Source organism: Mycobacterium sp. MFM001 (assembly GCF_003402475.1).
Taxonomy (GTDB): domain Bacteria; phylum Actinomycetota; class Actinomycetes; order Mycobacteriales; family Mycobacteriaceae; genus Mycobacterium.
The window spans coordinates 422,551-445,523 of record NZ_BFAB01000001.1; the positions used below are offsets into that span (position 1 = coordinate 422,551).

Below are 22,973 nucleotides of genomic sequence, written 5' to 3' on the forward strand. Positions count from 1 at the left end.
CGGCAAAAGCGATTTTGGCGTCTGGTCCCGGGCAATCCGGTTAGACTGGCGAATTATGGCGGAACGCGAAGCCACCGTGCCGGAAGTGACACAGCTGGCTGAGGGTCTACACCGCACGCTGTCCAAGCTTTTCTCCATCCTGCGCCGGGGCGACCCGAGCGCCGCCACCGCGACCGCGGGCGAGTTGACCCTGGCCCAGCTGTCGATTCTGGTGACGCTGCTCGACCGGGGTCCGATCCGGATGACCGACCTGGCCGCACACGAGCGGGTGCGCACGCCCACCACCACCGTGGCCATTCGCCGGCTGGAGAAGATCGGTCTGGTGAAGCGGTCGCGCGACCCGTCGGACCTGCGCGCCGTGCTGGTCGACATCACGCCGCGGGGTTTGGCGGTGCACCGCGAGTCGCTGGCCAACCGGATCGCCGCGCTGGCCGGAATGCTCAGCAAGCTAAGCGAATCCGAACTGGAAACCCTGACCAAGGCGCTTGCGCCGCTGGAACGCCTGGCCGCTCTCGAGCCGGCCGGTCCCGCTTGTCCCGGCGAGCCTGAGCAGGCGTGAAAGTTCTAGTGCCACAACTGCATTGACTCCCACTGCATTGATTACCGGCGCCAGCCGGGGTATCGGTTCTGCGATTGCCGCGGCCCTGGCCCCGACGCATAGCCTGCTGCTGGCCGGTCGGCCGTCGGCTGCGTTAGATGCCGTGGCGCAGCGTCTCGGCGCCACGGTGGTTCCGCTGGACCTCGCCGACACCGACGCGATCCCGGCCGCCACCGAGTCGGTCGCCGAGCTGGACGTGCTGGTACACAATGCGGGCGTGTCCATGCCCGGACACGTCGCCGAGTCCACCGCCGAGCAGTGGCGCAGCACCTTCGATGTGAATGTCGTTGGCGCGGTGGCTGTTACGTTGGCGTTGCTGCCCGCGCTGCGACGCGCCGACGGCCAGGTGGTGTTCATCAACTCCGGGTCGGGACGCCGCGTGTCGCCGGGGATGGCGTCCTATTCGGCGAGCAAGTTCGCGCTTCGCGCGTTCGCCGATTCGCTGCGCGCCGACGAGCCCACGCTGCGGGTCACCACCGTGTACCCCGGCCGGGTCGACACCGACATGCAGCGCGAGCTGGTCGCATTCGAGGGCGGCGACTACGACCCTGCCCGTTTTCTCCGGCCGGAGACCGTCGCCGCGGCGGTGGCCAATGTGGTCGCCACCCCGCCGGACGGGCATGTACACGAAGTAGTGCTGCGGCCCCGTTGAGCGCTAGATGACCAGGTTGACCAGGCGGCCGGGTACCACAATGACCTTCCGGACCGACGCGCCGTTCAAGAATGCCTGCACCTTCTCGTCGGCCAGCGCGGCGGCCTCCAAGGTGTCGTTGTCGGCATCGGCGGCCACCACCACTTTCCCGCGCACCTTGCCGTTGACCTGAACCGGGTATTCGACGGTGTCCTCGACCAGATACTGCGGGTCGGCCACCGGGAACGGGCCGTGCGCCAGCGATCCCGTGTTGCCCAGCCGCTGCCACAGCTCCTCAGCCACGTGCGGAGCCAGGGGCGCGAGCATCAGCACCAGCGGCTCGACAGCGGCGCGCGCAGTGACGGCTCCCTTGGTCAGGTGATTGGTGTACTCGATCAGCTTGGCGACCGCGGTGTTATTGCGCAGGGCCGCATAGTCTTCGGACACGCCGGCGATGGTGCGGTGCAGCGCGCGCAGCGTTTCGGTGTCGAGGTCTGCTTCCACGATCCGGTTGTCGCCGGTCTGCTCGTCGACCACCAGCCGCCACACCCGCTGCAAAAACCGGTGCGCGCCAACGACATCCTTGGTGGCCCAGGGACGCGACGCCTCCAGCGGCCCCATCGACATCTCGTACACGCGCAGCGTGTCGGCGCCGTAGTCGTCGCAGATCTCGTCGGGTGAGACCGAATTCTTCAGGCTCTTCCCGATTTTGCCGAATTCCTGGAAGACCTCGATCTCGCCGTCCGGCCCCGGGTAGAAGAACCTGCCGCCGCGTTCGATCACGTCGGCGGCCGGCACATAGGAGCCGCGCGCATCGGTGTACGCGAACGCCTGAATGTAGCCCTGGTTGACCAGCCGGCGGTACGGCTCGCGTGAGGTGACGTGGCCCAGGTCGTAGAGCACCTTGTGCCAGAACCTGGCGTAGAGCAGGTGCAGCACCGCATGCTCGACGCCGCCGACATACAGATCGACACCGCCCGGATCGTCCGGCCCATGCTCCGCCGGCCGCGGACCCATCCAGTAGGCCTCGTTCTCCTTGGCGCAGAACCGTTCTGGGTTGTGCGGGTCGGTGTAGCGCAACTCGTACCACGAGCTACCCGCCCACTGCGGCATCACGTTGGTGTCGCGGGTGTAGGGCTTGCACCCGTCGCCGAGATCCAGTTCGACATGCACCCAGTCGGTGGCCTTGGCCAGCGGCGGCTCGGGCTCGCTGTCCGCGTCGTCGGGGTCGAACAGCACCGGCGAGTAATCGGGCACGTCGGGCAACTCGACCGGCAACGCGGCGTCGTCCAGCGGGTGCGGACGCCCGTCGCTGTCGTAGACGATCGGGAACGGTTCACCCCAATACCGCTGCCGCGCGAAAAGCCAGTCCCGCAGCTTGTATTCGACGCGCGCCCAACCGCGGTCGTCGGCCTCCAACCGGGCAGTCATGGCCTCCTTGGCGGCAGCGACATCCATCCCGTCGAGGAAGCCGGAGTTCACCAGGACGCCGTCGCCGGTGTAGGCGTCCTGTGAAATGTCGCCGCCCGCAATCACTTCGACGATCGGCAGGCCGAACTCGTGGGCGAACTCCCAGTCCCGGTGATCGTGGCCCGGCACGGCCATGATCGCCCCGGTGCCATAGCCCACCAGCACGTAGTCAGCGATGAAGATCGGCACCTTGTGACCGTTGGCCGGATTGGTGGCGTAAGTACCAAGGAAGACACCGGTTTTCGTCTTGTATTCCTGGCGCTCCAGGTCGGACTTCGCGAAGATCGACTGCCGGTAGGCCTTCACCGCCTCCGCGGGGGTCGCTGCGCCGAACGTCCAGTGCGGGTCGACACCGTCCGGCCACTCGTCGGCGACCAACCGGTCGACCAACTCGTGCTCGGGCGCCAGCACCAGATAGGTGGCGCCGAACAGGGTGTCGGGCCGGGTGGTGAACACCTCGATATCGCCGACGTCGCTGCCGAACAGCGCCGAGGCACCGGTGGAGCGGCCGATCCAGTTGCGCTGCATGGTCTTGACCTTGTCCGGCCACTCCAGCAGGTCCAGGTCGTCCAGCAGCCGGTCGGAGTACGCGGTGATGCGCATCATCCACTGCCGCAACCGTTTGCGGAACACCGGGAAGTTGCCCCGGTCGCTGCGGCCTTCGGCGGTCACCTCTTCGTTGGCCAGCACGGTGCCCAGGCCCGGACACCAGTTCACCATCGAATCCGCCCGGTAGACCAGCCGGTAGCCGTCGATCACGTCGGCGCGCTCACCGGCCGACAGCGTCGCCCAGTCCCGGCCGTCGTCCAAAGTTCGTGTGCCGGAGTCGAATTCGTCGATAAGTTCGGCGATCGGCCGAGCCTTGTTGGCAGCGGTGTCGAACCAGGCGTTGTAGATCTGCAGGAAGATCCACTGCGTCCACTTGTAGAACTCGGCGTCGGTGGTGGAAAAGCTTCGCCGGGTGTCGTGGCCGAAACCCAGCCGGCCCAGCTGGCGCCGGAAATTGACGATGTTGGCCTCGGTACGGGTCCGCGGATGGGTGCCGGTTTGCACCGCATACTGTTCGGCGGGCAACCCGAACGCGTCGAAACCCAACGCGTGCAACACGTTACGCCCCGTCATCCGGAAGTAGCGGGCATAGACGTCGGTGGCGATGTAGCCCAGCGGGTGACCGACATGCAGGCCCTCGCCGGACGGATACGGGAACATATCCTGCACGAACATCTTGTCGTCGGGCACCGCGGATCCGTCCGCCGGCGCCAGCGAGCCGACGGGGTTGGCCACGTGGAATGTCCCCCAGCGGGCCCAATTGTCCTGCCAGGTCCGTTCGATGCGACCGGCCAGCTCCGCGGTGTAGCGGTACCGCGGCGCGTCGGAGTCCGCCTCATCGGCGCCCGGGACAGCGCCGGCTGCTGCGGTCGGGGATTCGGTCACGTCACACAGGGTATAAGGACGGCGCTGACCGCCTTCCGGCCACAGGTTGGTCTCGGTTTCGTCGCGTCCCGATCAGGGGTTCATCCCAGGTCCATCTCAAGCCTGTTCCCGCCAGTTTCCGCTGGTTACAGTCGGCCTCTAACGCCGATCCGAGAGAAGGAGCCACTCTCATGACGCAGATTGCCCGCGGCCTGCGGGTGCTGGTAGCCGGTGTCGTCGTCGGCGTCGTGGCTGTCATGTGCGTCGGCGGCACTGCTTCGGCAGACCCGGTGTTTCCACCCGGACCCAACCCCGTGCCGGCCCCCGCCCCTCCCCTGACCCAAAACGCGCTCGGGGCCGTCGGCAACAGCACGCCGGGCACGGCCCCCTCGATCGCCCCGCGGATCCCCGCACCGCAACCAGCCGCGGCGCCTGCTCCCCCGCCGGCGACGCTGGTGCCTGCCACCAGCGGGACACTGCGCGACTACTTCGGCGGCAAGGGCGTCAAGCTCGAGCCGCAGCAACCCCAGAACTTCAAGGCGCTCGACATCACCTTGCCGGTGCCGCCGCGCTGGACGCAGGTGCCCGACCCCAACGTGCCGGACGCGTTCGCCGTCATCGCCGACCGGTCCGGCACCGGCAACAGCCTCTACACCTCCAACGCCCAAGTGGTGGTCTACAAGTTGGTCGGCGACTTCGATCCGCAGGAGGCCATCACCCACGGGTTCGTCGACAGCCAGCAACTGCCCGCCTGGCAGACCACCAAGGGCGCGATGGGCGACTTCGGCGGATTCCCGTCGTCGGTGATCGAGGGCACCTACCGGCAAAACGACATGACGCTCAACACATCTCGGCGACACGTCATCGCCACATCCGGGCCGGAGCGCTATCTGGTGTCGCTGGCCGTGACCACTGCCGTCACCCAGGCCGTCGCCGACGCGCCCGCCACCGACGCGATCATCAACGGCTTCCGAGTAGCTGTGCCGGGCGCCAACCCGCCCGCCGCTCCGGCGCCCGCGGCACCTGCAGCTGCCCCGGCTGCCGCTCCGGCGGCTCCGGCCCCTCCGGTGCCGGTGCTGCCCGCGTTGCCGGCCCGCCCACCGGTGCCCGCGCCGACGCGCTAGACCTCGGGTGTGGCGGCCTCAGTATTGTGGCCCCATGCTGATCGCCGGAGTGCTGTGCGTGTGTGCGGCGATCGTCTGCGCGGCGCTCGGCCTGTGGTCGCTGTCACGGCCAAGCGCGGACACCGCCGCGCAGGTGACACGCGCCGTCGCGCCGACCCAGCTGGCGGCCGCGGTGATGCTGGCGGCCGGCGGCGCGGTGGCATTCGCCGGCCCACGTCCGGCGGCCGGCGTGCTGGTCGGTGTGTGCGTCGTCGGGGCGATCGGCACCGTGGCCGTCGGCTCGTGGCAGAGCGCGCGGTACGCCCTGCGCCGCGAAGGGGCACCCGCTGTCTGCGGCGGCGACTGCGGGGCCTGCACGTTGTCCTGTCACTGATACGCCGGACATGCTAAAGCGGCTCCCGGTCGACACCTTCTTATTGGCGCTGCTGGCGACGGTGGCCCTCGCGGCCGTGTTCCCGGCTCGCGGTGCTGCTGCCGAGGCCGTGTCGATCGCCGCCAAAGTTGCGATCGCGGTGCTGTTCTGGCTCTACGGTGCCCGGCTTTCGCCGCAGCAGGCCTGGCATGGCGTAAGGCAGTGGCGGCTGCACTTACTGGTGCTGGCGACGACGTTCGTGGTCTTCCCCATACTCGGATTGGCGGCGCGCGCGCTGGTGCCCTGGCTGCTGACGCTGGACCTCTACAACGGCCTACTGTTTTTGTGTCTGGTCCCCTCGACCGTGCAGTCCTCGATCGCGTTCACCTCGATTGCGCGGGGCCACGTTTCGGCCGCGATCGTCAGCGCATCGCTGTCCAACATCGTCGGCGTGGTCGTCACCCCGGCGTTGGTCCTGCTGCTGATGCACACCAGCGGGGCGCCTCGAGTGGACGCCACCGCAATCCGTGACATCGTGCTGCAGCTGCTGTTGCCGTTCGTGGCGGGTCAGTTGATGCGGCCGTGGATTGCCGACGTGATCGCCCGGCATGCCGTGCTGACCAAGCTGGTCGACCGCGGGTCGATCCTGCTGGTGGTCTACACCGCGTTCTCGATGGGCATGGTCGAGCGGATCTGGCTCAGCGTCGGGGTGTGGCGGGTGGTCGCGGTCGCCGTGGCCAGCGCCGTACTGCTGGGCTTGGTGCTGGCATTCACTTGGCTGACCGGCCGGCTGGCCGGGCTCGAGCGCGGCGACGCGATCGTGCTGCTGTTCTGCGGCTCGAAAAAGAGTCTGGCGTCGGGACTTCCGATGGCGCTGGTGCTCTTCCCGGCCGCCACCGTCGGCGTAATCATGTTGCCGCTGATGCTCTTTCACCAGATACAGCTGCTGGTGTGCGCGGTGATCGCCAGCAGGCTCTCGCGTGACCGCTCAGTTGCGGCTGAGATCGATCGGATGGGTGGCCAATAGCGACAGCGGCATGGGCTGACGCCGCAGCACCCGGCCCCACAGGTCCACCCGCGGCGGCACCAGAACGTCGGAAGGCAACGCGGACAACACAATCCAGTCGTCGCGTTCGATCTCGCCCTCGAGCTGGCCGATGGTCCATCCCGAGTACCCGGCGAAGATCCGCACGCCCTCCACCAGCGGCGCGATCGATTCGGGATCGGCGTCGAGGTCGACCATCACCAGCCGCCCGGACACATGGCGGAGGCCGGGAACGCCGTCGGGCTCTGCACCGACCCGCAGCACCGACAAGCACAGTGCCGCGTCACGTTTCACCGGTCCCCCGATGAACATCGTCTTGGGTTTGGCTGCCAGCTTGGCCCACTGCGGCAGCACGTTGTAGACGGCGGTCTCGCTGGGCCGGTTGAGGACCACCCCGAGCGTTCCGCCGTCGTTGTGCTCGACGATGTAAATCACGCTGCGCCGAAACGTCGGCTCGAGCAGGTCGGTGTTGGCGAGCAGCAACGTGCCCGCCCGCACCCGATGCGCGGCAGGGGCGACATAGTCTTCGGGGTCTTCATGCTGCGCCACAACACCATCATCGCATCAGCGCGCGGCCGCCGTGGCGAACAAACGGGGCGCCGCTTGATATTTGTAGGGTGGGTTGGTGGCTTGGCGCGGCGCCCGCTTGCCGGGCCACACCGTGGAAGTAGGTCCTGTGATTCACACCCGCCCGCCTGCCGCTGTCTGGCGCTCGGTGCGCAGCCTGCGCGACTTCCGGCGGCTGCTGGAGCTGCGCGCGGTCAGCCAATTCGGCGACGGGCTGTTCTCGGCGGGGCTGGCCGGGGCGCTGCTGTTCAATCCCGAGCGGGCGGCCCGTCCACTGGCCGTCGCGGGCGCGTTCGCGGTGCTGTTCTTGCCGTACTCACTGCTGGGTCCATTCGCCGGCGCATTGATGGACCACTGGGATCGGCGGCTGGTGCTGGTCGGCGCCAACGTGGGCCGGCTGCTGTCCGCCGTCGTGGCGGGGGCTCTGCTGGCCGCCGGCGAGGGCGACCTGCCGGTGCTGTGCGGCGCGCTGATCGTCAACGGTTTCGGGCGCTTCGTTTCGTCCGGGCTTTCCGCGGCGCTGCCGCACGTGGTCCCGTGCGAGCAGGTGGTGACGATGAATTCGATCGCGACCGCGACGGGCGCGGTCGCGGCGTTCCTGGGCGCGAACTTCATGCTGGTCCCCCGCCGCATTTTCGGGTCCGGCGACTACGGCGGCGCGTCGATCATCTTTCTGGTGCTGGTCCCGGTGGCGATCGCGCTGGTGTTGTCGCTGCGATTCGGCCCTCACGTGCTCGGGCCCGACGACACCAAACGCGCGATTCACGGGTCGGTGATCTACTTGGTGATCACCGGCTGGCTGCACGGCGCGCGCACCGTGCTCGCCCGCCCTACCGTCGCGGCGACGCTGGCCGGGCTGGCCGCGCACCGGATGGTGTTCGGCATCAACACGCTGCTGGTGCTGTTGCTGGTGCGCCACGCCGGCGACACCTCCGTCGGCGGATTGGGCACTGCGGTGTTGTTCGTCGCCGCGACGGGGACGGGCTCGTTTCTGGCCAACGTGGTGACGCCGCTCGCTGTTCGCCGCTGGGGTCGCTACGCGACCGCCAACGGATCGCTGGCGATTGCGACCGCCATCCAACTCCTCGGGGTCGGTCTGCAGCTTCCGGTGATGGTGGTCTGCGGGTTCTTCCTCGGCACCGCCGGGCAAGTGGTGAAGCTGTGCGCCGATACCGCGATGCAGATCGACGTCGACGACGCGCTGCGCGGACATGTGTTCGCGGTGCAGGATTCGCTGTTTTGGGTCTCGTTCATTGCGGTGATCACCGGGGCGGCGATCGTCATTCCCGACGACGGACATGCGCCCGTGCTGGTGTTGACCGGGGCGGTGCTCTATCTGGCCGGCCTGGCGGTGCATGCATTGGTCGGTCGGCGGGCGATGAGCGCTCGCTAAGGTGATCCGATGGCCGGGCTTGATTCGATCGTGGCTGACTTACGCGCCGAGAGCGACGAACTCGACGCGTTGGTGGCGCCGCTTCCCGACGATCGGTGGGCCGAGCCGACGCCCGCGCCGGGCTGGACCATCGCGCACCAGATCGGGCACCTGCTTTGGACCGACCGGGTCGCGCTGACGTCGGTCACCGACGAGGCTGGTTTCGCCGACCTGCTGCAGGCCGCGTCGGCGAATCCCACCGGCTTCGTCGACGACGGCGCCGAGGAACTGGCGGCCACGAAACCTGCTGCGCTGCTTGCTGATTGGCGGGCCACCCGCACCCGGCTGCACGACGCGCTGCTGACCGTTCCCGACGGCCGCAAGCTGCCGTGGTTCGGTCCGCCGATGAGCGCCGCGTCGATGGCCACCGCCCGGTTGATGGAGACCTGGGCGCACGGCCTCGACGTGGCCGACGCGCTCGGCGTCACGCGGCCCGCCACCGCACGGCTGCAATCGGTTGCGCACATCGGCGTGCGGGCCCGCGACTACGCCTTTGTTGTCAACGGCCTGACGCCGCCGGCCGAGCCGTTCTTCGTCGAGCTGCGCGCACCCGACGGCGGGGTGTGGTCGTGGGGTCCACCCGACGCGGCGCAGCGGGTCACCGGTAGCGCTGAGGACTTCTGTTTCCTGGTCACCCAGCGGCGGCCGCGCCGCGCGCTGCATGTCACCGCGGAAGGCGTCGACGCGCAGCGCTGGCTGGACATCGCGCAGGCCTTCGCGGGCCCACCGGGTCCGGGGCGGGCCTGATCTTCCGGCGACTGTGAATGTTGCGACGCCTGTCCGGCGTGTCACGTCGCCAGATTCACACTCGGCGTAAGGACTACAGCGCGGTAGCCCCGTCGGCGGCGCCGTCGCCGTCGCTGTCGGTCAACCGCACATTCCAGCGGCCGTCGCCGTCGGTGTCCACATATCCCGTGACGCCGTTGTCGCCGGCGCACACCGCCCGGTCGGCCAGCCCGTCGCCGTCACTGTCGATCAGCCGGTCGTCGACCGCGCCGTCGCCGTCGAAGTCGACCAGCGGCCCACCGGTGTGCTCGACGCCGTCGAGGCCGAACCAGCGCAGTTGCCCGCCCCGGTCCACCGCCACCGACCAGGTGCCGGTCCCGTCGTCGGTGAAATAGCTTTCCGGCGAGCCGTCGTTGTCGAGGTCCAGCACGGCGTGGTCGGCCAGCCCGTCGCCGTCGAGATCGGCCAGCGCGTCGTCGCGCAACCCGTCGCCGTCGAAGTCCAACCCGACCGCGTCCAGCCGGCCGTCGCCGTCGACGTCCAGATCGGGTTGGCCGGTCCACATCGCCGCCGTGCCGTCGCCCGTGCCCAAGCAGTACTCCATGCCGGTCAGACGCGGCGCGACGGCTACCGGTTCCCGCGGGCCTTCCACCAGGCCAGCAGCTCGGCCGTCGCCTCGTCATGCGACAGCGGCCCGCGGTCCAGCCGAAGCTCCTTGAGGTAGTTCCACGCCTCGCCGACCTGCGGCCCCGGCGGAATGTCCAGCAGCTTCATGATCTCGTTGCCGTCCAAGTCCGGCCGGACCCGCTGCAAGTCTTCGGCGGCGGCCAGCTCAGCGATCCGCGCTTCGAGGTTGTCGTAATTGGCCTGCAGCCTGGCAGCCCGTCGCTTGTTGCGGGTGGTGCAGTCGGCCCGCACCAGCTTGTGCAGCTTTCCCAGCAGCGGGCCGGCGTCGGTGACGTAGCGGCGCACCGCCGAATCGGTCCAACGGCCTTCGCCGTATCCGTGGAACCGCAGATGCAGGTACACCAGCTGGGAGATGTCGTCGACCATCTGCTTGGAGTACTTCAGGGCCCGCAACCGCTTGCGGGCCATCTTGGCGCCGACCACCTCGTGGTGGTGGAAACTCACCCCGCCGTCGGGCTCGTGACGACGGGTGGCGGGCTTGCCGATGTCGTGCAGCAGCGCCGCCCAGCGCAACACCAAGTCAGGACCTCCAGCGCCCTCTAATTCCACGGCCTGCCGCAGCACCGTCAGCGAATGCTGGTAGACGTCCTTGTGCTGGTGGTGCTCGTCGATGGCCATCCGCATGCCGCCGACCTCGGGCAGCACCACGTCGCCCATGCCGGTTTCCACTAGCAGGTCGATCCCGGCGACCGGGTCGGTGCCGAGCAGCAGCTTGTCCAACTCGGCGGCCACCCGTTCGGCGGTGATGCGGGCCAACTCCGGGGCCATCTCTTCGATCGCCGTGCGCACTCGCGGCGCCACGGTGAAGCCCAGCTGCGAGACGAACCGTGCGGCGCGCAGCATGCGCAGCGGGTCGTCGCCGAACGACTCCTCGGGCGCCGCGGGGGTGTCGAGCACGCCGGCACGCAGCGCCGCCAAACCCCCTAGCGGATCGACGAATTCGCCGGGGCCGGTTGGGGTTACGCGCACCGCCATCGCGTTGACCGTGAAGTCGCGGCGCGACAGGTCGTCGTCCAGCGAGTCCCCGAACCGCACCTGCGGGTTGCGCGACACCCGGTCGTATCGGTCGGCGCGAAACGTGGTGATCTCCAGACGGTGCTCGCCCTTGCCGACGCCGACCGTGCCGAACTCGATCCCGGTGTCCCACAGGGCATCCGCCCACGACCGCACGATCTTCTGCACCTTCTCGGGGTGCGCGTCGGTGGCGAAATCCAGGTCGGGACTGAGCCGCTGCAGCAGCGCGTCACGCACCGACCCGCCCACCAGATACAGCTCGTGGCCGGCCGCAGCGAACATTTCGCCGAGTTCGCGCAAAAGGCCGGCGTGCCTGTTCAATGCGACGGCGGCCGCAGTCAGCAGATCGGCGTCCTGAGCGGTTTCGGGCACGTTGGACCAGCCTAGTCGGGCGACGATGCGGCCGCGCCGGCCGAGGAGGAGTACGACCATCCAGCCTAGTCGGACGATTAACGGCGAGTGTGCCCTGGAACGCTTAGGCGTGCCAGCTACTATCGCTTGGGTGTCGGACGGCGAACAAGCCAAACCACGTCGGCGCCGAGGCAGGCGCCGGGGTCGTCGCGCCGCCGGAACTTCCGAAAACCGCGCTGACAACACCCCAGTCGACGGCGCCCCCCAGTCCACCGAGCCGGCTAAGTCGGGTCGTGGGCGCTCCACGCGGCGCGGACCCGAACGGCTGCGCACCGTGCACGAAACCTCCGCCGGCGGACTGGTGATCGACGGCATCGACGGGCCCCGCGAAGAACAAGTCGCGGCGCTGATCGGTCGCATCGACCGCCGCGGCCGGATGTTGTGGTCGTTACCCAAGGGCCACATCGAACTCGGCGAAACCGCCGAGCAGACCGCGATTCGGGAAGTCGCCGAGGAGACCGGGATTCAAGGCAGCGTGCTGGCCGCGCTGGGCAGCATCGACTACTGGTTCGTCACCGACGGCCGGCGGGTGCACAAAACCGTGCATCACTATTTGATGCGGTGCTCGGGCGGCGAGCTGTCCGACGAGGACCTCGAAGTCGCCGAAGTGGCGTGGGTGCCGATCCGGGAACTGCCGTCGCGGCTGGCTTACGCCGACGAGCGGCGGCTGGCCGAGGTGGCCGACGAACTGATCGACAAGCTGCAGGCCGACGGCCCGGCGGCGTTGCCGCCGCTGCCGCCCACCTCGCCGCGGCGACGGCCGCAAACACATTCGCGCGCCCACCATCGTCAACCCGCGCCGGGCCGGAAGAACGGTCGCGGTCCCGGGCCGTGACCAGCTCGCGGTACGGGCGGGCCGCACTGCTGCGCCTCGCCGCGGTGGCCGGCATCCTGGCTGGTCTGGGGGCCGTGCTCACGCTTCCGACCGCCGCGCCGCGCGCCGTCGCGGGCGAGCCCGGCACGACCCCGTTCGTGCAGGTGCGCGTCGACCAGGTGACCCCCGACGTCGTCACCACGACCAGCGAGCCGACCGTCACCGTCACCGGAATCGTGACCAACGTCGGCGACCGGCCGGTGCGCGACGTGATGGTCCGCCTCGAGCGGGCCGCGGCCGTCGCCTCGTCGGCCGGACTGCGCACCAACCTCGACGGCGGCACCGACCAGTATGAGCCGGTCGCCGACTTCCTGACCGTGGCCAGCGAACTGCAGCGCGGCCAGAACGCCGGCTTCACGCTGTCCGCGCCGGTGCGTTCGCTGGGCGAGCCGTCGCTGGCCATCGACAAGCCCGGCGTCTACCCGCTACTGGTCAACGTCAACGGCACACCCGACTACGGCGAACCGGCGCGCCTCGACAACGCCCGGTTCCTGCTGCCGGTGATGGGCGTGCCCGCCGACCCGGCCGACAAGTCCTCCGACGCGCTGAGCTCCGTCGTCGCGCCCGACACTTCCAAACCGGTGCAGGTGACCATGCTGTGGCCGCTGGCCGACCGGCCGCGGCTGTCCCCCGGCGTACCCGGCGGCACGATCCCGGTGCGCCTGATCGACGACGAGCTGGCGACCTCGCTGGCCACCGGCGGCCGGCTGGACATTCTGCTGTCCGCGGCCGAATTCGCCACCAGCCGCGACGTCGACCCCGACGGGGCCGTGGGCCGCTCGCTGTGCCTGGCCGTCGACCCGGACCTGCTCGTCACGGTCAACGCGATGACCCGCGGCTACGTCGTCTCCGACACCCCCGACAGCACCGGGCCGGGCGCGCCGACGCACCCCGGCACCGGGCAGGCCGCCGCCGTGAGCTGGCTGGACCGGTTGCGCGCGCTGGCGCACCGGATGTGTGTGGCCCCCACCCCGTACGCGCAGGCCGACCTCGACGCTGTGCAACGGGTGGGCGACGCCGGTCTCAGCGATGCCGCCGGCACCGCTACCGCCGGCGACATCGTCGACCAGATCCTCGGCGTCACGTCCGTCCGCGGGGCCACCGTGATCGCCGACGGCTTGTTGACCCGCCGCAGCGTGGATTTGCTCGGCGCCAACGCGACCACGGTGGCGGTCGCCGCGGCCGAGCTGTCCGCCGAAGACTCCGCGACCGGCGAGCCCGCGACGGCCAACATCGCGCCGCGCCGGGTGTCGGCGCAGGTGGTCGCCGCGCCGTTCGACCCGACCGTCGGCGCGGCGCTGGCCGGTGCGGGCACCGACCCCGTCGCGCCGACGTATCTGGACGCCGCGCTTGCGGTCCGGCTGCGGCACGACTCCGCCACCGCCCGCCGCCAGGACGCGCTGGGCTCGATGCTGTGGCGCAGTTTGCAGCCCGACGTCGGGCAGCGCACCGAGATTCTGGTGCCGCCGGCGACCTGGACCCTGCAATCCGACGACGCCGGAGCGATCCTGACCACGCTGGCCACCGCCGTCCGCTCCGGGCTGGCGGTGCCGCGGCCGTTGCCCGCGCTGATCGCCGACGCCGCAGCAGTCAACACGGCACCCCTGCCGGTAGTCGACGCCGTGGGTCAGCGGGGACGGTTCGACGACGTCGTCATCGCCCAGATCGCCGGTCAGCTGGGCCGGCTCGACGGCCTCACGGCGGCGCTGACCACCGATGTCCGCACCGGGCTGACCGGTGCCGGCTACACCGCGCCGCTGCGCGAGGACATGCTGCGCGCGCTCAGCCAATCCGAGCGGCCCGACACCCGCAACGGGCTGGCACACCGGCGCGTGCAGATCGTCGGCAGCACGATCGACGACCTGTTCGGGTCGGTCACGATCGTCAACCCCGGCGGGTCCTACACCCTGGCCACCGAGCACAGCCCGCTGCCGCTGGCGCTGCACAACGGCCTGGCGGTGCCCATCCGGGTGCGGCTGCACGTCGACGCCCCGCCCGGGATGAGCGTGACCGACCTCGGCGAAATCGAGTTGCCGCCGGGCTATCTGCCGCTGCGGGTGCCGATCGAGGTCAACTTCACCCAGCGGGTGGCCATCGACGTGTCGCTGCGCACCCCCGACGGGGTGCCGCTGGGCGAGCCGGTGCGGTTGTCGGTGCACTCCAACGCCTACGGCAAGGTGCTGTTCGCGATCACGTTGAGCGCGGCGGCGGTGCTGGTGACCCTGGCCGGACGACGGCTGTGGCACCGCTTCCGCGGCCAGCCCGACCCCGCCGACCTGGATCGTCCGCGCGACCCGCCCGACCACGGCGACGTCGACCAGACCCCGGTGGTCGACCGCGTTGAGGAAGAGCACCCGGTATGAGCTCGGTCGGCCGGCGCGTGCCGTTGTCGGCGCAGCTGTCCTCCCCGACGCCGCTGGAGGCCACGGCACCGCAGCAGCGCGTCGAACTGTCCGACGCGGCTCTGGTGTCGCGGTCGTGGGGAATGGCGTTCGCGACACTGATCAGCCGGATCACCGGGTTCGCCCGGATCGTGCTGCTGGCCGCCATCCTGGGGGCGGCGCTGACCAGCGCCTTCTCGGTGGCCAACCAGCTGCCGAACCAGATCGCCGCGCTGGTGCTGGAGGCGACGTTCACTGCGATCTTCGTGCCGGTGCTCGCGCGCGCCGAGCAGGACGACCCCGACGGCGGTCAGGCGTTCGTGCGGCGCCTGGTCACGCTGGCCACCACGCTGCTGCTGGTCACCACCCTGCTGTCGGTGGCCGCCGCGCCGCTGCTGGTGCGGTTGATGCTGGGCCGCAGCCCACAGGTCAACGAGGCGCTGACTACCGCATTCGCCTACCTGCTGTTGCCACAGGTGATCTTCTACGGCCTGTCCTCGGTGTTCATGGCGATCCTCAACACCCGCAACGTGTTCGGGCCGCCGGCGTGGGCGCCCGTCGTCAACAACGTCGTCGCGATCGCCACGCTCGGGGTCTACCTGGCCGTGCCCGGGCAGCTGTCCGTCGACCCGGTCAAGATGGGCAACGCCAAACTGCTGGTGCTCGGCATCGGCACCACGCTCGGAGTGGTGGCGCAGGCCGGGGTGCTGCTGGTGGCGATCTGGCGCCGGCACATCAGCCTGCGTCCGCTGTGGGGAGTCGACCAACGCCTCAAACGCTTCGGCGCGATGGCCGCCGCGATGGTGCTCTACGTGTTGATCAGCCAGCTCGGCTTCATCATCGGCAACCAGATCGCCAGCACCGCAGCCGCTTCCGGGCCGGCGATCTACAACTACACCTGGCTGGTCCTGCAGCTGCCGTTCGGCATGATCGGCGTGACGGTGTTGACGGTGGTGATGCCGCGGCTGAGCCGCAATGCGGCCGCCGACGACACGCCCGCCGTGCTGGCCGACCTGTCGCTGGCCACCCGGTTGACGATGATCACGCTGATCCCGACGGTCGCGTTCATGACGGTCGGTGGGCCGGCGATCGGCAGCGCGCTGTTCGCGTACGGGCGGTTCGGCGAGGTCGACGCGGGCTATCTGGGTGCGGCGATCGCGCTATCGGCGTTCACGCTGATCCCCTACGCGCTGGTGCTATTGCAGTTGCGGGTCTTCTACGCCCGCGAGCAGCCCTGGACACCGATCGTGATCATCGTCGTCATCACCACGGTCAAGGTCGCCGGATCGCTGCTGGCGCCGTATGTCACCGACAACCGCGAACTGGTCGCCGGGTACCTGGGCCTTGCCAACGGGCTCGGCTTCCTGGCCGGCGCCATCGTCGGCTACTTCCTGCTGCGTAACACGCTGCGCCCACCCAGCGGGCATCTGATCGGCGCCGCGGAAACGCGGACAATCCTGGTGACCATCGCCGCGTCGCTGCTGGCCGGCCTGGTCGCGCACGTCATCGATCAGCTGCTCGGGCTGGAAGCGCTGACGGCGCACGGCGGCGGGGCCGGCTCGCTGCTTCGGCTTTTCGTGGTCGCGGTGATCATGGCGCCGATCATGGCCGCGGTCATGCTGCGCGCGGGAGTGCCGGAGGCGCAAGCGGCGGCGGCCGCGGTGCGCCGATGGCTCGGCGGGACCGGTGCAGGATTAGCCGCCGGCAAGGTTGCGCCGCCCGACCGCCTGTCCGGTCGCGGCGGGGTCACGTACTCTGAGCAGAGGAATTCGCTGGCGCCGGGGGGGTATCCGGTCCGGGGACCCATCCGGCGAAGGCCTCCCGAGCAAGTAGCCGGGGCGGGGATGGGGAAAGGACCGGAGGTGACTGACGGCCCAACACAGCACACCTCGTCCAAACCTGCGTCGGAGCCGGAGGTGTCCCGGCAGTCCGCTGACGACTTCCAGCCCGACATTCCGCCCGAGGTTCAGGTCGGCACAGTTTCGGCGCCGTCGCCCAGCGACGCGGAGTCCGATCCGATCGAGTTCGACGCGCCCCGCGAGCCGGCGCCCGGACCGCCGCCGTCGCGGGAAGACCTGCACCTGGTGCCCGGCGCCAGCATCTCCGGCGGCCGTTACCGATTGCTGGTATTCCACGGCGGCAGACCGGGATTGCAGTTTTGGCAGGCCCTCGACACCGCACTGGACCGGCAGGTGGCGCTGACGTTCGTCGACCCCGACGGCACGCTCCCCGATGACGAACTGCGCGAAATCCTTTCTCGCACATTGCGGCTCAGCCGCATCGACAAACCCGGCGTCGCCAGGGTGCTCGACGTCGTGCACACCGGCCGCGGCGGTCTGGTTGTCGCCGAGTGGATCCGGGGCGGCTCACTGCAGGAGGTGGCCAACACGTCGCCGTCCGCAGTGGGGGCAGCCCGGGCGATGCAGACCCTGGCCTCCGCCGCCGAAGCCGCCCACCACGCCGGCGTCGCGCTGTCGATTGACCACCCCAGCCGGGTGCGGGTCAGCATCGAGGGCGACGTGGTGCTCGCGTTCCCGGCGACCATGCCCGATGCCACGCCCGACGCCGATATCCGCGGCATCGGCGGCGCGCTGTATGCGCTGCTGGTCAACCGGTGGCCGCTGCCGGAGTCGGGTGTGCGCAGCGGCCTCGCTCCGGCCGAGCGGGATCCGTCCGGTCACCCGGTGGAACCTCGGCTGATCGATCGCGAGATTCCGTTCCAGATCTCCGCGGCGGCCAGTCACGCGATTCAGGGCGACGGCGGGATACGCAGCGCGGCAACGCTTTTGAATCTTCTGCAGCAGGCGACGGCGGTGGCCGACCGCACCGACCTGCTGACACCGATCGACGAGTCGGCGCCCAGCGAGGGGCGTCCGGGGCCGTTCCGGCGGGGCATTACAGAGGACGACGAGGTTCGGCTGCGACGCCGGCGCAACGTGATGATCGGGGTGGGCGCCGCGGTCGCCGTGATCGTGGTGGCGCTGCTGGTGCTGGCGACGGTGCTGGGCCGGATCTTCGGCGACCTCGGCGGCGGCCTGGACAAGGACCAGCTCGGCCTGAATGCGCCGTCGTCGAGCACCACCTCGACAAGCAGCGGCTCGGCGGCGTCGGGCAGCACGGTCAAACCCTCGAAGGCGACGGTCTTCTCCCCCGGCGGCGATGCCGACAGCCCGGGCCAGGCCGCGCAGGCGATCGACGGTAATCCTGCTACCGCGTGGTCGACCGACACGTACACCGACGCGGACCCGTTCCCCAGCTTCAAGAACGGCGTCGGGCTGCTCCTTCAGCTGCCGAAACCCACCACCGTGGGCACGGTGACCGTCGACGTCTCGAGCACCGGGACAAAGGTTCAGATCCGATCGTCGCCGACGTCGAGTCCTGCCAAACTCGAGGACACCACTGCGCTGACCCAACCGACGACGCTGCATCCCGGGCACAACAGCATCCCGGTCAACGCATCGGCGCCGACGTCGAACCTGCTGGTCTGGATCTCCACGCTGGGCAGCACCGACGGCAAGCACAAAGCCGAGATCTCCGAGATCACCGTGCAGGCCGCCTCCTGAGGTAGCCCACACGGGTGAAGTGCCCCGCACGGCGCGGCTGGTTAATGTCCGGCCGTGGGTCTGGGCGGCCGGGCGCGGCGCGAACGCAGCGACGCCGAACTGCTGGCCGACCACGTCGCAGGGGACCGCTACGCGTTCGAGGAGCTGTTCCACCGCCATCACCGCCAACTCGATCGCCTGGCCCGGCTCACCAGCCGTGACCCCGAGGACGCCGCCGACGCGCTGCAAGACGCGATGCTGTCGGTGCACCGCGGCGCCGGGTCGTTTCGGCACGACGCCGCGGTCAGCAGCTGGCTGTATCGCATCGTGGTGAACTCGTGCCTGGACAGGTTGCGCCGCAACAAGTCTCATCCCACCGCCACGCTGGACGACGTCCACCCGGTGTCCGACCGGACCGCGCAGGTGGAGACGGCGATCGCGGTGCAGCGGGCACTGATGCGCCTGCCCGTCGAGCAGCGTGCCGCGGTGGTGGCGGTCGACATGCACGGCTACTCCGTCGCCGACACCGCCCGGCTGCTCGGTGTCGCCGAAGGCACCGTCAAAAGCCGCTGCGCCCGGGCACGGGCCCGGCTCGCGACGGTGCTGAGCCACCTCGACAAGGACACCGCCCCGGCCATGTCGCACACTGATGCCGATGGCCGACGACGACGCGGATGCTGATCTGCCGCGCAAGCCCGCACACGCCGCCCGACCCGGCGGCCGGCCGCTGCGGGTGGTCGCCGCGGTGGCCGGTCTGGCAGCGGCTGCCGTCGCCGTAGCACTCGGAACCGCCGCGCTGGTCAGCACACCGGAGCCGACGCCCAGCAGCCCGACCACCGCACAGCACATCACGGTGTCGCGGCCGCCCGCGGCGATTCCGTTGTCCGACGCCGAGGTCCTCGCACTGCTGGACCGCCCGCCGGACTACGGCCCGCTCGACGACCCGCAACGACGCGCGTCCTGTTTGACCGGCCTGGGCTACGCCGGCTCTGTCCGGGTACTGGGCGCCCGGCCGATCGAGATCACCGGTCACCCCGGCGTGCTACTGATCTTGCCCGGCGACACGCCCGACGCGGTGGCGGCGCTGGCGGTGGCGCCGACCTGCAGCGCGGGCAACACCGGGTTGCTGGCTGACAGGTCGGTTCCCCGCACGTAAGATCCGTGGCGACCCGCGGCGCCCGGCTCCGCCGCGCTGGCGATCGCCACTAAAGTCCCGGGAACAGCGCCGCCTACCCTGGCGTTCGAAGTGTCTGGACCCCGCTCGAAGTATCCGAAAGGCTCGTATGACCGCCAGCAGCCCTGTGCACAACGTGATCGTTATCGGCTCCGGACCGGCCGGATACACCGCCGCTCTCTACACCGCCCGGGCGCAGCTGGCTCCGCTGGTCTTCGAAGGCACGTCGTTTGGCGGCGCGCTGATGACCACCACCGAGGTGGAGAACTACCCGGGTTTCCGCGACGGCATCACCGGCCCGGAGTTGATGGACCAGATGCGTGAGCAGGCGCTGCGGTTCGGCGCGGACCTGCGGATGGAAGACGTCGAATCGGTGTCGCTGGACGGCCCGGTGAAGTCGGTGGTGACCGCCGACGGCGAGACCCACCGGGCGCGGGCCGTCATCCTGGCGATGGGCGCCGCCGCGCGCTACCTGCATGTGCCCGGGGAGCAAGAGCTACTGGGCCGTGGCGTGAGCTCCTGCGCCACCTGCGACGGGTTCTTCTTCCGCGACCAGGACATCGCCGTCATCGGCGGCGGCGACTCGGCGATGGAGGAAGCCACCTTCCTGACCCGCTTCGCCCGCACCGTGACGGTCGTGCACCGCCGCGAGGAGTTCCGCGCCTCCAAGATCATGCTGAACCGGGCCCGCAGCAACGAAAAGATCCGGTTCATCACCAACAGCGTCGTCGAGGCGGTCGAGGGCGACACCACGGTGACCGGGCTGCGGCTGCGCGACACCACCACCGGCGCCGAGACCACCTTGGCCGTCACCGGGGTGTTCGTCGCCATCGGCCACGACCCGCGCTCGGAGTTGGTCCGTGGCGCGCTCGACCTCGACCCGGACGGCTACGTGCTGGTTCGGGGCAACACCACGCACACGTCGCTCGACGGCGTGTTCGCCGCCGGTGACCTGGTGGACCGCAGCTACCGCCAGGCCGTCACCGCCGCCGGCACCGGCTGCTCCGCCGCGATCGACGCCGAGCGTTGGCTCGCCGAGCACGCCGACACCCCCGAGTCTGCCCCTGCTAAAACCACCGGCGCCGCCGGAACGATGATTGGAGCACCCCGATGACCGCCAACACGGGCACCCCCGTGGAAGTCTCTGACGCCACTTTCGCAACCGACGTGTTGAAAAGCAATACGCCTGTGCTGGTTGACTTTTGGGCCACCTGGTGCGGGCCGTGCCGAATGGTGGCGCCGGTGCTGGCCGAAATCGCCGCCGAAAAGGCCGGGCAACTCACCGTCGCCAAACTCGACGTGGACGCTAATCCGGAGACCGCTCGTGATTTCCAGGTGGTCTCGATTCCGACGCTGATTTTGTTCAAGGACGGTCAGCCGGTGAAACGGATCGTCGGCGCCAAGGGCAAGGCTGCGCTGTTGCGTGAGCTTTCCGACGTGTAGTCGAGACACCGCGGCAATTTGCCTGGGGTTTTCCCGAAATCGAGGACCGTCTGAGACAATACCGCCAAGCCTGTCAAGCAATGGGCAGGGCTGATCACACCGGCTCACCGGAGGCCTTGGAATGTCGACTCCGCATCGCGGCGCCGGCGAAGCGCTGCGCTGTGGTGACCGCAGCGCAGCGGTCACTGAGATTCGCGCTGCGCTGGCCGCATTGGGCCATCTGAGCAGTGCCGACGACGATCTCACCACCGGAAGACATGTCGCGCTCGACCTGTTCGACGAGGAGCTCGACCACGCGGTCCGCGCGTTTCAGCAGCACCGCGGCCTGCTGGTGGACGGTGTCGTCGGTGAGGCCACGTACCGTGCCCTCAAAGAAGCGTCCTACCGGCTGGGTGCCCGCACGCTGAGCCACCAATTCGGCGCGCCCATGTACGGCGACGACGTCGCGACACTGCAATCCAGGCTGCAGGATCTCGGTTTCTACACCGGGCTCGTCGACGGATACTTCGGGTTGCAGACCCACAACGCGCTGATGTCGTACCAGCGCGAGTACGGCCTCTACGCCGACGGCATCTGCGGCCCGGAAACGTTGCGCTCCTTGTATTTTCTCAGTGCGCGGGTCAGCGGCGGGTCGCCGCACGCCATCCGCGAAGAAGAACTGGTTCGACGGTCCGGCCCGAAACTGTCCGGCAAGCGCATCATCATCGATCCGGGCCGCGGCGGTTCCGACCACGGGCTGATCACACAGAACGCGTCCGGGCCGATCAGCGAAGCAGATATCTTGTGGGACTTGGCAAGTCGGCTCGAAGGTCGGATGACCGCGATCGGTATGGAGACGTTTCTGTCGCGACCGACCAACCGCAGCCCGTCGGATGCGGAACGCGCCGCGACGGCCAACGCCGTCGGTGCCGACTTGATGATCAGCCTGCGCTGCGCAACGCTGGCCAGCCCGTCGGCCAACGGCGTGGCGTCGTTCCACTTCGGTAACTCGCACGGCTCGGTGTCCACCATCGGGCGCATGCTGGCCGACTTCATTCAACGAGAAGTGGTGGCGCGCACGGGATTACGCGATTGCCGCACCCACGGCCGGACGTGGGATCTGTTGCGGTTGACCCGGATGCCGACGGTTCAGGTCGACGTCGGCTACATCACCAATTCGCGTGACCGGGCGATGCTGGTCACTACTCAGACCCGCGACGCGATCGCCGAGGGCATCCTCGCCGCCGTCAAGCGGTTGTATCTGCTCGGCAAAAACGACCGTCCCACAGGGACTTTCACGTTCGCCGAGCTCCTTGCTCACGAGTTGTCGGTGGAGCAGGCCAGTCGGCTCAGTGGTTCGTAGCCGACGAGCCCGCGGCCACCGGCTGCTGCAGTTGCGCGCTCTCCAGTAGTCGCTCCAGGGCGGCTTCGACCTCGGCCTTCCAGCCCAGACCCTTGTCGAGTTCCAGCCGCAGCCGCGGGAAATACCGGTGCGGGGCGACCACGACGAATCCGACGTCGCGCAGAAAGTCCGCGCTGATCACACAGTGGTCCACCGAGCAGTCGCCGACCGATTCCAGCACCGGCCGCAATTCCGGGTCGACGGCATGCGGATCGGCCAACTCGGCGACCTCCGGGGTGCGCCCGAAGGCCTCCAGCGCGCGCACGCCGCGGCGGACCAGCTCGTCGACCACGCGGGCGATGAGGCTGTACGGCAGGTCGTCGGCGCCGCGGCCCGGCTCCACCCCCATCGACGTGAGCAGCACTGCGTCGGCGGACACCGGAGCCGTCGGAAACCGATGAGCCCGCGGCACGGCCCGCGGCGGCGCGTAGAGCACGTAGCCCAGGCACGGCGGTTCACTGGGTTCGCATTCCGCTGGAGGGGCCGTGGCCACCTGGCCGCACGATCCCCACTCCAGCATCACCATCGACAGCCAGGCTTCCTTCTCGAACTCCGGATCGGCGAGGTGGTCGCCCTTGTCGAGGATCGCGGGGTCCACTTCCCAGAAGACGCAGCGGCGTGCGTGCTTGGGCAGCTGCTCGAAGGCTTCGAGCCGCAGCGGTGTGATTCGAGCAGTCACTGGACTCCTGCGCCTCCGTGCGGTGCTGC

Annotated in this window: 19 protein-coding genes and 1 pseudogene; 15 read left to right on the plus strand and 5 right to left on the minus strand. The window is 69.5% G+C overall.

Annotated elements, in window-relative coordinates; genetic code table 11:
* Window positions 1-55: 55 nt before the first annotated feature.
* Complete coding sequence (locus MFM001_RS02085) at window positions 56-559, plus strand: MarR family winged helix-turn-helix transcriptional regulator (protein WP_116373052.1); 504 nt, start codon at window positions 56-58, stop codon at window positions 557-559.
* A 22-nt stretch (window positions 560-581) separates the two neighbouring features.
* Window positions 582-1,250, plus strand: a complete 669-nt coding sequence (locus MFM001_RS02090; protein WP_116373054.1) for an SDR family oxidoreductase — start codon at window positions 582-584, stop codon at window positions 1,248-1,250.
* A 3-nt stretch (window positions 1,251-1,253) separates the two neighbouring features.
* Here MFM001_RS02090 and leuS read toward each other — a convergent pair whose 3' ends face one another.
* On the minus strand, window positions 1,254-4,133 hold the full coding sequence (leuS, locus tag MFM001_RS02095; protein ID WP_116373056.1) for a leucine--tRNA ligase: 2,880 nt from the start codon (window positions 4,131-4,133) through the stop codon (window positions 1,254-1,256).
* A gap of 170 nt (window positions 4,134-4,303) precedes the next feature.
* Here leuS and MFM001_RS02100 point away from each other — a divergent pair, with 170 nt between their 5' ends.
* From MFM001_RS02100 to MFM001_RS02110, 3 genes are read left to right on the plus strand one after another with little or no spacing between them, the layout of a single operon-like run.
* Window positions 4,304-5,236 (plus strand): LpqN/LpqT family lipoprotein, encoded by a 933-nt coding sequence (locus tag MFM001_RS02100; RefSeq protein WP_116373058.1) that lies wholly within the window; start codon window positions 4,304-4,306, stop codon window positions 5,234-5,236.
* Window positions 5,237-5,270: 34 nt separating this feature from the next.
* A complete protein-coding gene (locus MFM001_RS02105) occupies window positions 5,271-5,609 on the plus strand; it encodes a hypothetical protein (protein WP_116373061.1) in 339 nt (112 codons plus the stop codon).
* Between the two features lie 10 nt (window positions 5,610-5,619).
* Complete coding sequence (locus MFM001_RS02110; protein WP_116373063.1) at window positions 5,620-6,615, plus strand: bile acid:sodium symporter family protein; 996 nt, start codon at window positions 5,620-5,622, stop codon at window positions 6,613-6,615.
* On the opposite strand, the gene MFM001_RS02115 is transcribed toward MFM001_RS02110, so the two are convergent.
* Window positions 6,577-7,182 (minus strand): YqgE/AlgH family protein, encoded by a 606-nt coding sequence (locus MFM001_RS02115; RefSeq protein ID WP_116373064.1) that lies wholly within the window; start codon window positions 7,180-7,182, stop codon window positions 6,577-6,579. The two genes, MFM001_RS02110 and MFM001_RS02115, sit on opposite strands and share 39 nt — an antisense overlap.
* A 130-nt stretch (window positions 7,183-7,312) precedes the next feature.
* Here MFM001_RS02115 and MFM001_RS02120 point away from each other — a divergent pair, with 130 nt between their 5' ends.
* Together MFM001_RS02120 and MFM001_RS02125 are read left to right on the plus strand one after the other, a co-directional pair.
* The gene (locus MFM001_RS02120; protein WP_116373578.1) at window positions 7,313-8,593 is read left to right on the plus strand and encodes an MFS transporter; all 1,281 of its coding nucleotides are present in this window, start codon (window positions 7,313-7,315) and stop codon (window positions 8,591-8,593) included.
* A 9-nt stretch (window positions 8,594-8,602) separates the two neighbouring features.
* Entirely contained in the window at window positions 8,603-9,379 is a 777-nt protein-coding gene (locus MFM001_RS02125; RefSeq protein WP_116373066.1) for a TIGR03084 family metal-binding protein, read from the plus strand.
* A gap of 73 nt (window positions 9,380-9,452) precedes the next feature.
* On the opposite strand, the gene MFM001_RS02130 is transcribed toward MFM001_RS02125, so the two are convergent.
* Together MFM001_RS02130 and MFM001_RS02135 are read right to left on the minus strand one after the other, a co-directional pair.
* Entirely contained in the window at window positions 9,453-9,962 is a 510-nt protein-coding gene (locus tag MFM001_RS02130) for a pullulanase (RefSeq protein WP_116373582.1), read from the minus strand.
* A gap of 23 nt (window positions 9,963-9,985) precedes the next feature.
* A complete protein-coding gene (locus MFM001_RS02135; protein ID WP_116373580.1) occupies window positions 9,986-11,431 on the minus strand; it encodes a CCA tRNA nucleotidyltransferase in 1,446 nt (481 codons plus the stop codon).
* 130 nt (window positions 11,432-11,561) lie between these two features.
* Here MFM001_RS02135 and MFM001_RS02140 point away from each other — a divergent pair, with 130 nt between their 5' ends.
* From MFM001_RS02140 to MFM001_RS02175, 8 genes and pseudogenes are all read left to right on the plus strand, one after another.
* Complete coding sequence (locus MFM001_RS02140; protein WP_116373068.1) at window positions 11,562-12,305, plus strand: NUDIX hydrolase; 744 nt, start codon at window positions 11,562-11,564, stop codon at window positions 12,303-12,305.
* On the plus strand, window positions 12,302-14,707 hold the full coding sequence (locus MFM001_RS02145) for a hypothetical protein (protein WP_116373070.1): 2,406 nt from the start codon (window positions 12,302-12,304) through the stop codon (window positions 14,705-14,707). Before MFM001_RS02140 ends, MFM001_RS02145 begins: the two co-directional genes overlap by 4 nt.
* On the plus strand, window positions 14,704-18,288 hold the full coding sequence (murJ, locus tag MFM001_RS02150; RefSeq protein ID WP_192886820.1) for a murein biosynthesis integral membrane protein MurJ: 3,585 nt from the start codon (window positions 14,704-14,706) through the stop codon (window positions 18,286-18,288). The genes MFM001_RS02145 and murJ overlap by 4 nt, the downstream gene beginning before the upstream one ends.
* A gap of 54 nt (window positions 18,289-18,342) precedes the next feature.
* The gene (sigM, locus tag MFM001_RS02155) at window positions 18,343-18,948 is read left to right on the plus strand and encodes an RNA polymerase sigma factor SigM (protein WP_116373072.1); all 606 of its coding nucleotides are present in this window, start codon (window positions 18,343-18,345) and stop codon (window positions 18,946-18,948) included.
* 16 nt (window positions 18,949-18,964) lie between these two features.
* Window positions 18,965-19,423 (plus strand): annotated as a pseudogene (locus tag MFM001_RS02160) (hypothetical protein); the annotation flags it as partial.
* A 127-nt stretch (window positions 19,424-19,550) separates the two neighbouring features.
* On the plus strand, window positions 19,551-20,555 hold the full coding sequence (gene trxB / locus MFM001_RS02165; RefSeq protein WP_116373074.1) for a thioredoxin-disulfide reductase: 1,005 nt from the start codon (window positions 19,551-19,553) through the stop codon (window positions 20,553-20,555).
* A complete protein-coding gene (gene trxA / locus MFM001_RS02170; protein ID WP_062541621.1) occupies window positions 20,552-20,884 on the plus strand; it encodes a thioredoxin in 333 nt (110 codons plus the stop codon). Before trxB ends, trxA begins: the two co-directional genes overlap by 4 nt.
* Before the next feature lie 121 nt (window positions 20,885-21,005).
* The gene (locus MFM001_RS02175) at window positions 21,006-22,226 is read left to right on the plus strand and encodes an N-acetylmuramoyl-L-alanine amidase (RefSeq protein WP_116373076.1); all 1,221 of its coding nucleotides are present in this window, start codon (window positions 21,006-21,008) and stop codon (window positions 22,224-22,226) included.
* On the opposite strand, the gene MFM001_RS02180 is transcribed toward MFM001_RS02175, so the two are convergent.
* On the minus strand, window positions 22,213-22,944 hold the full coding sequence (locus tag MFM001_RS02180; protein ID WP_116373078.1) for an acetyltransferase: 732 nt from the start codon (window positions 22,942-22,944) through the stop codon (window positions 22,213-22,215). The two genes, MFM001_RS02175 and MFM001_RS02180, sit on opposite strands and share 14 nt — an antisense overlap.
* Between the last annotated feature and the right edge of the window lie 29 nt (window positions 22,945-22,973).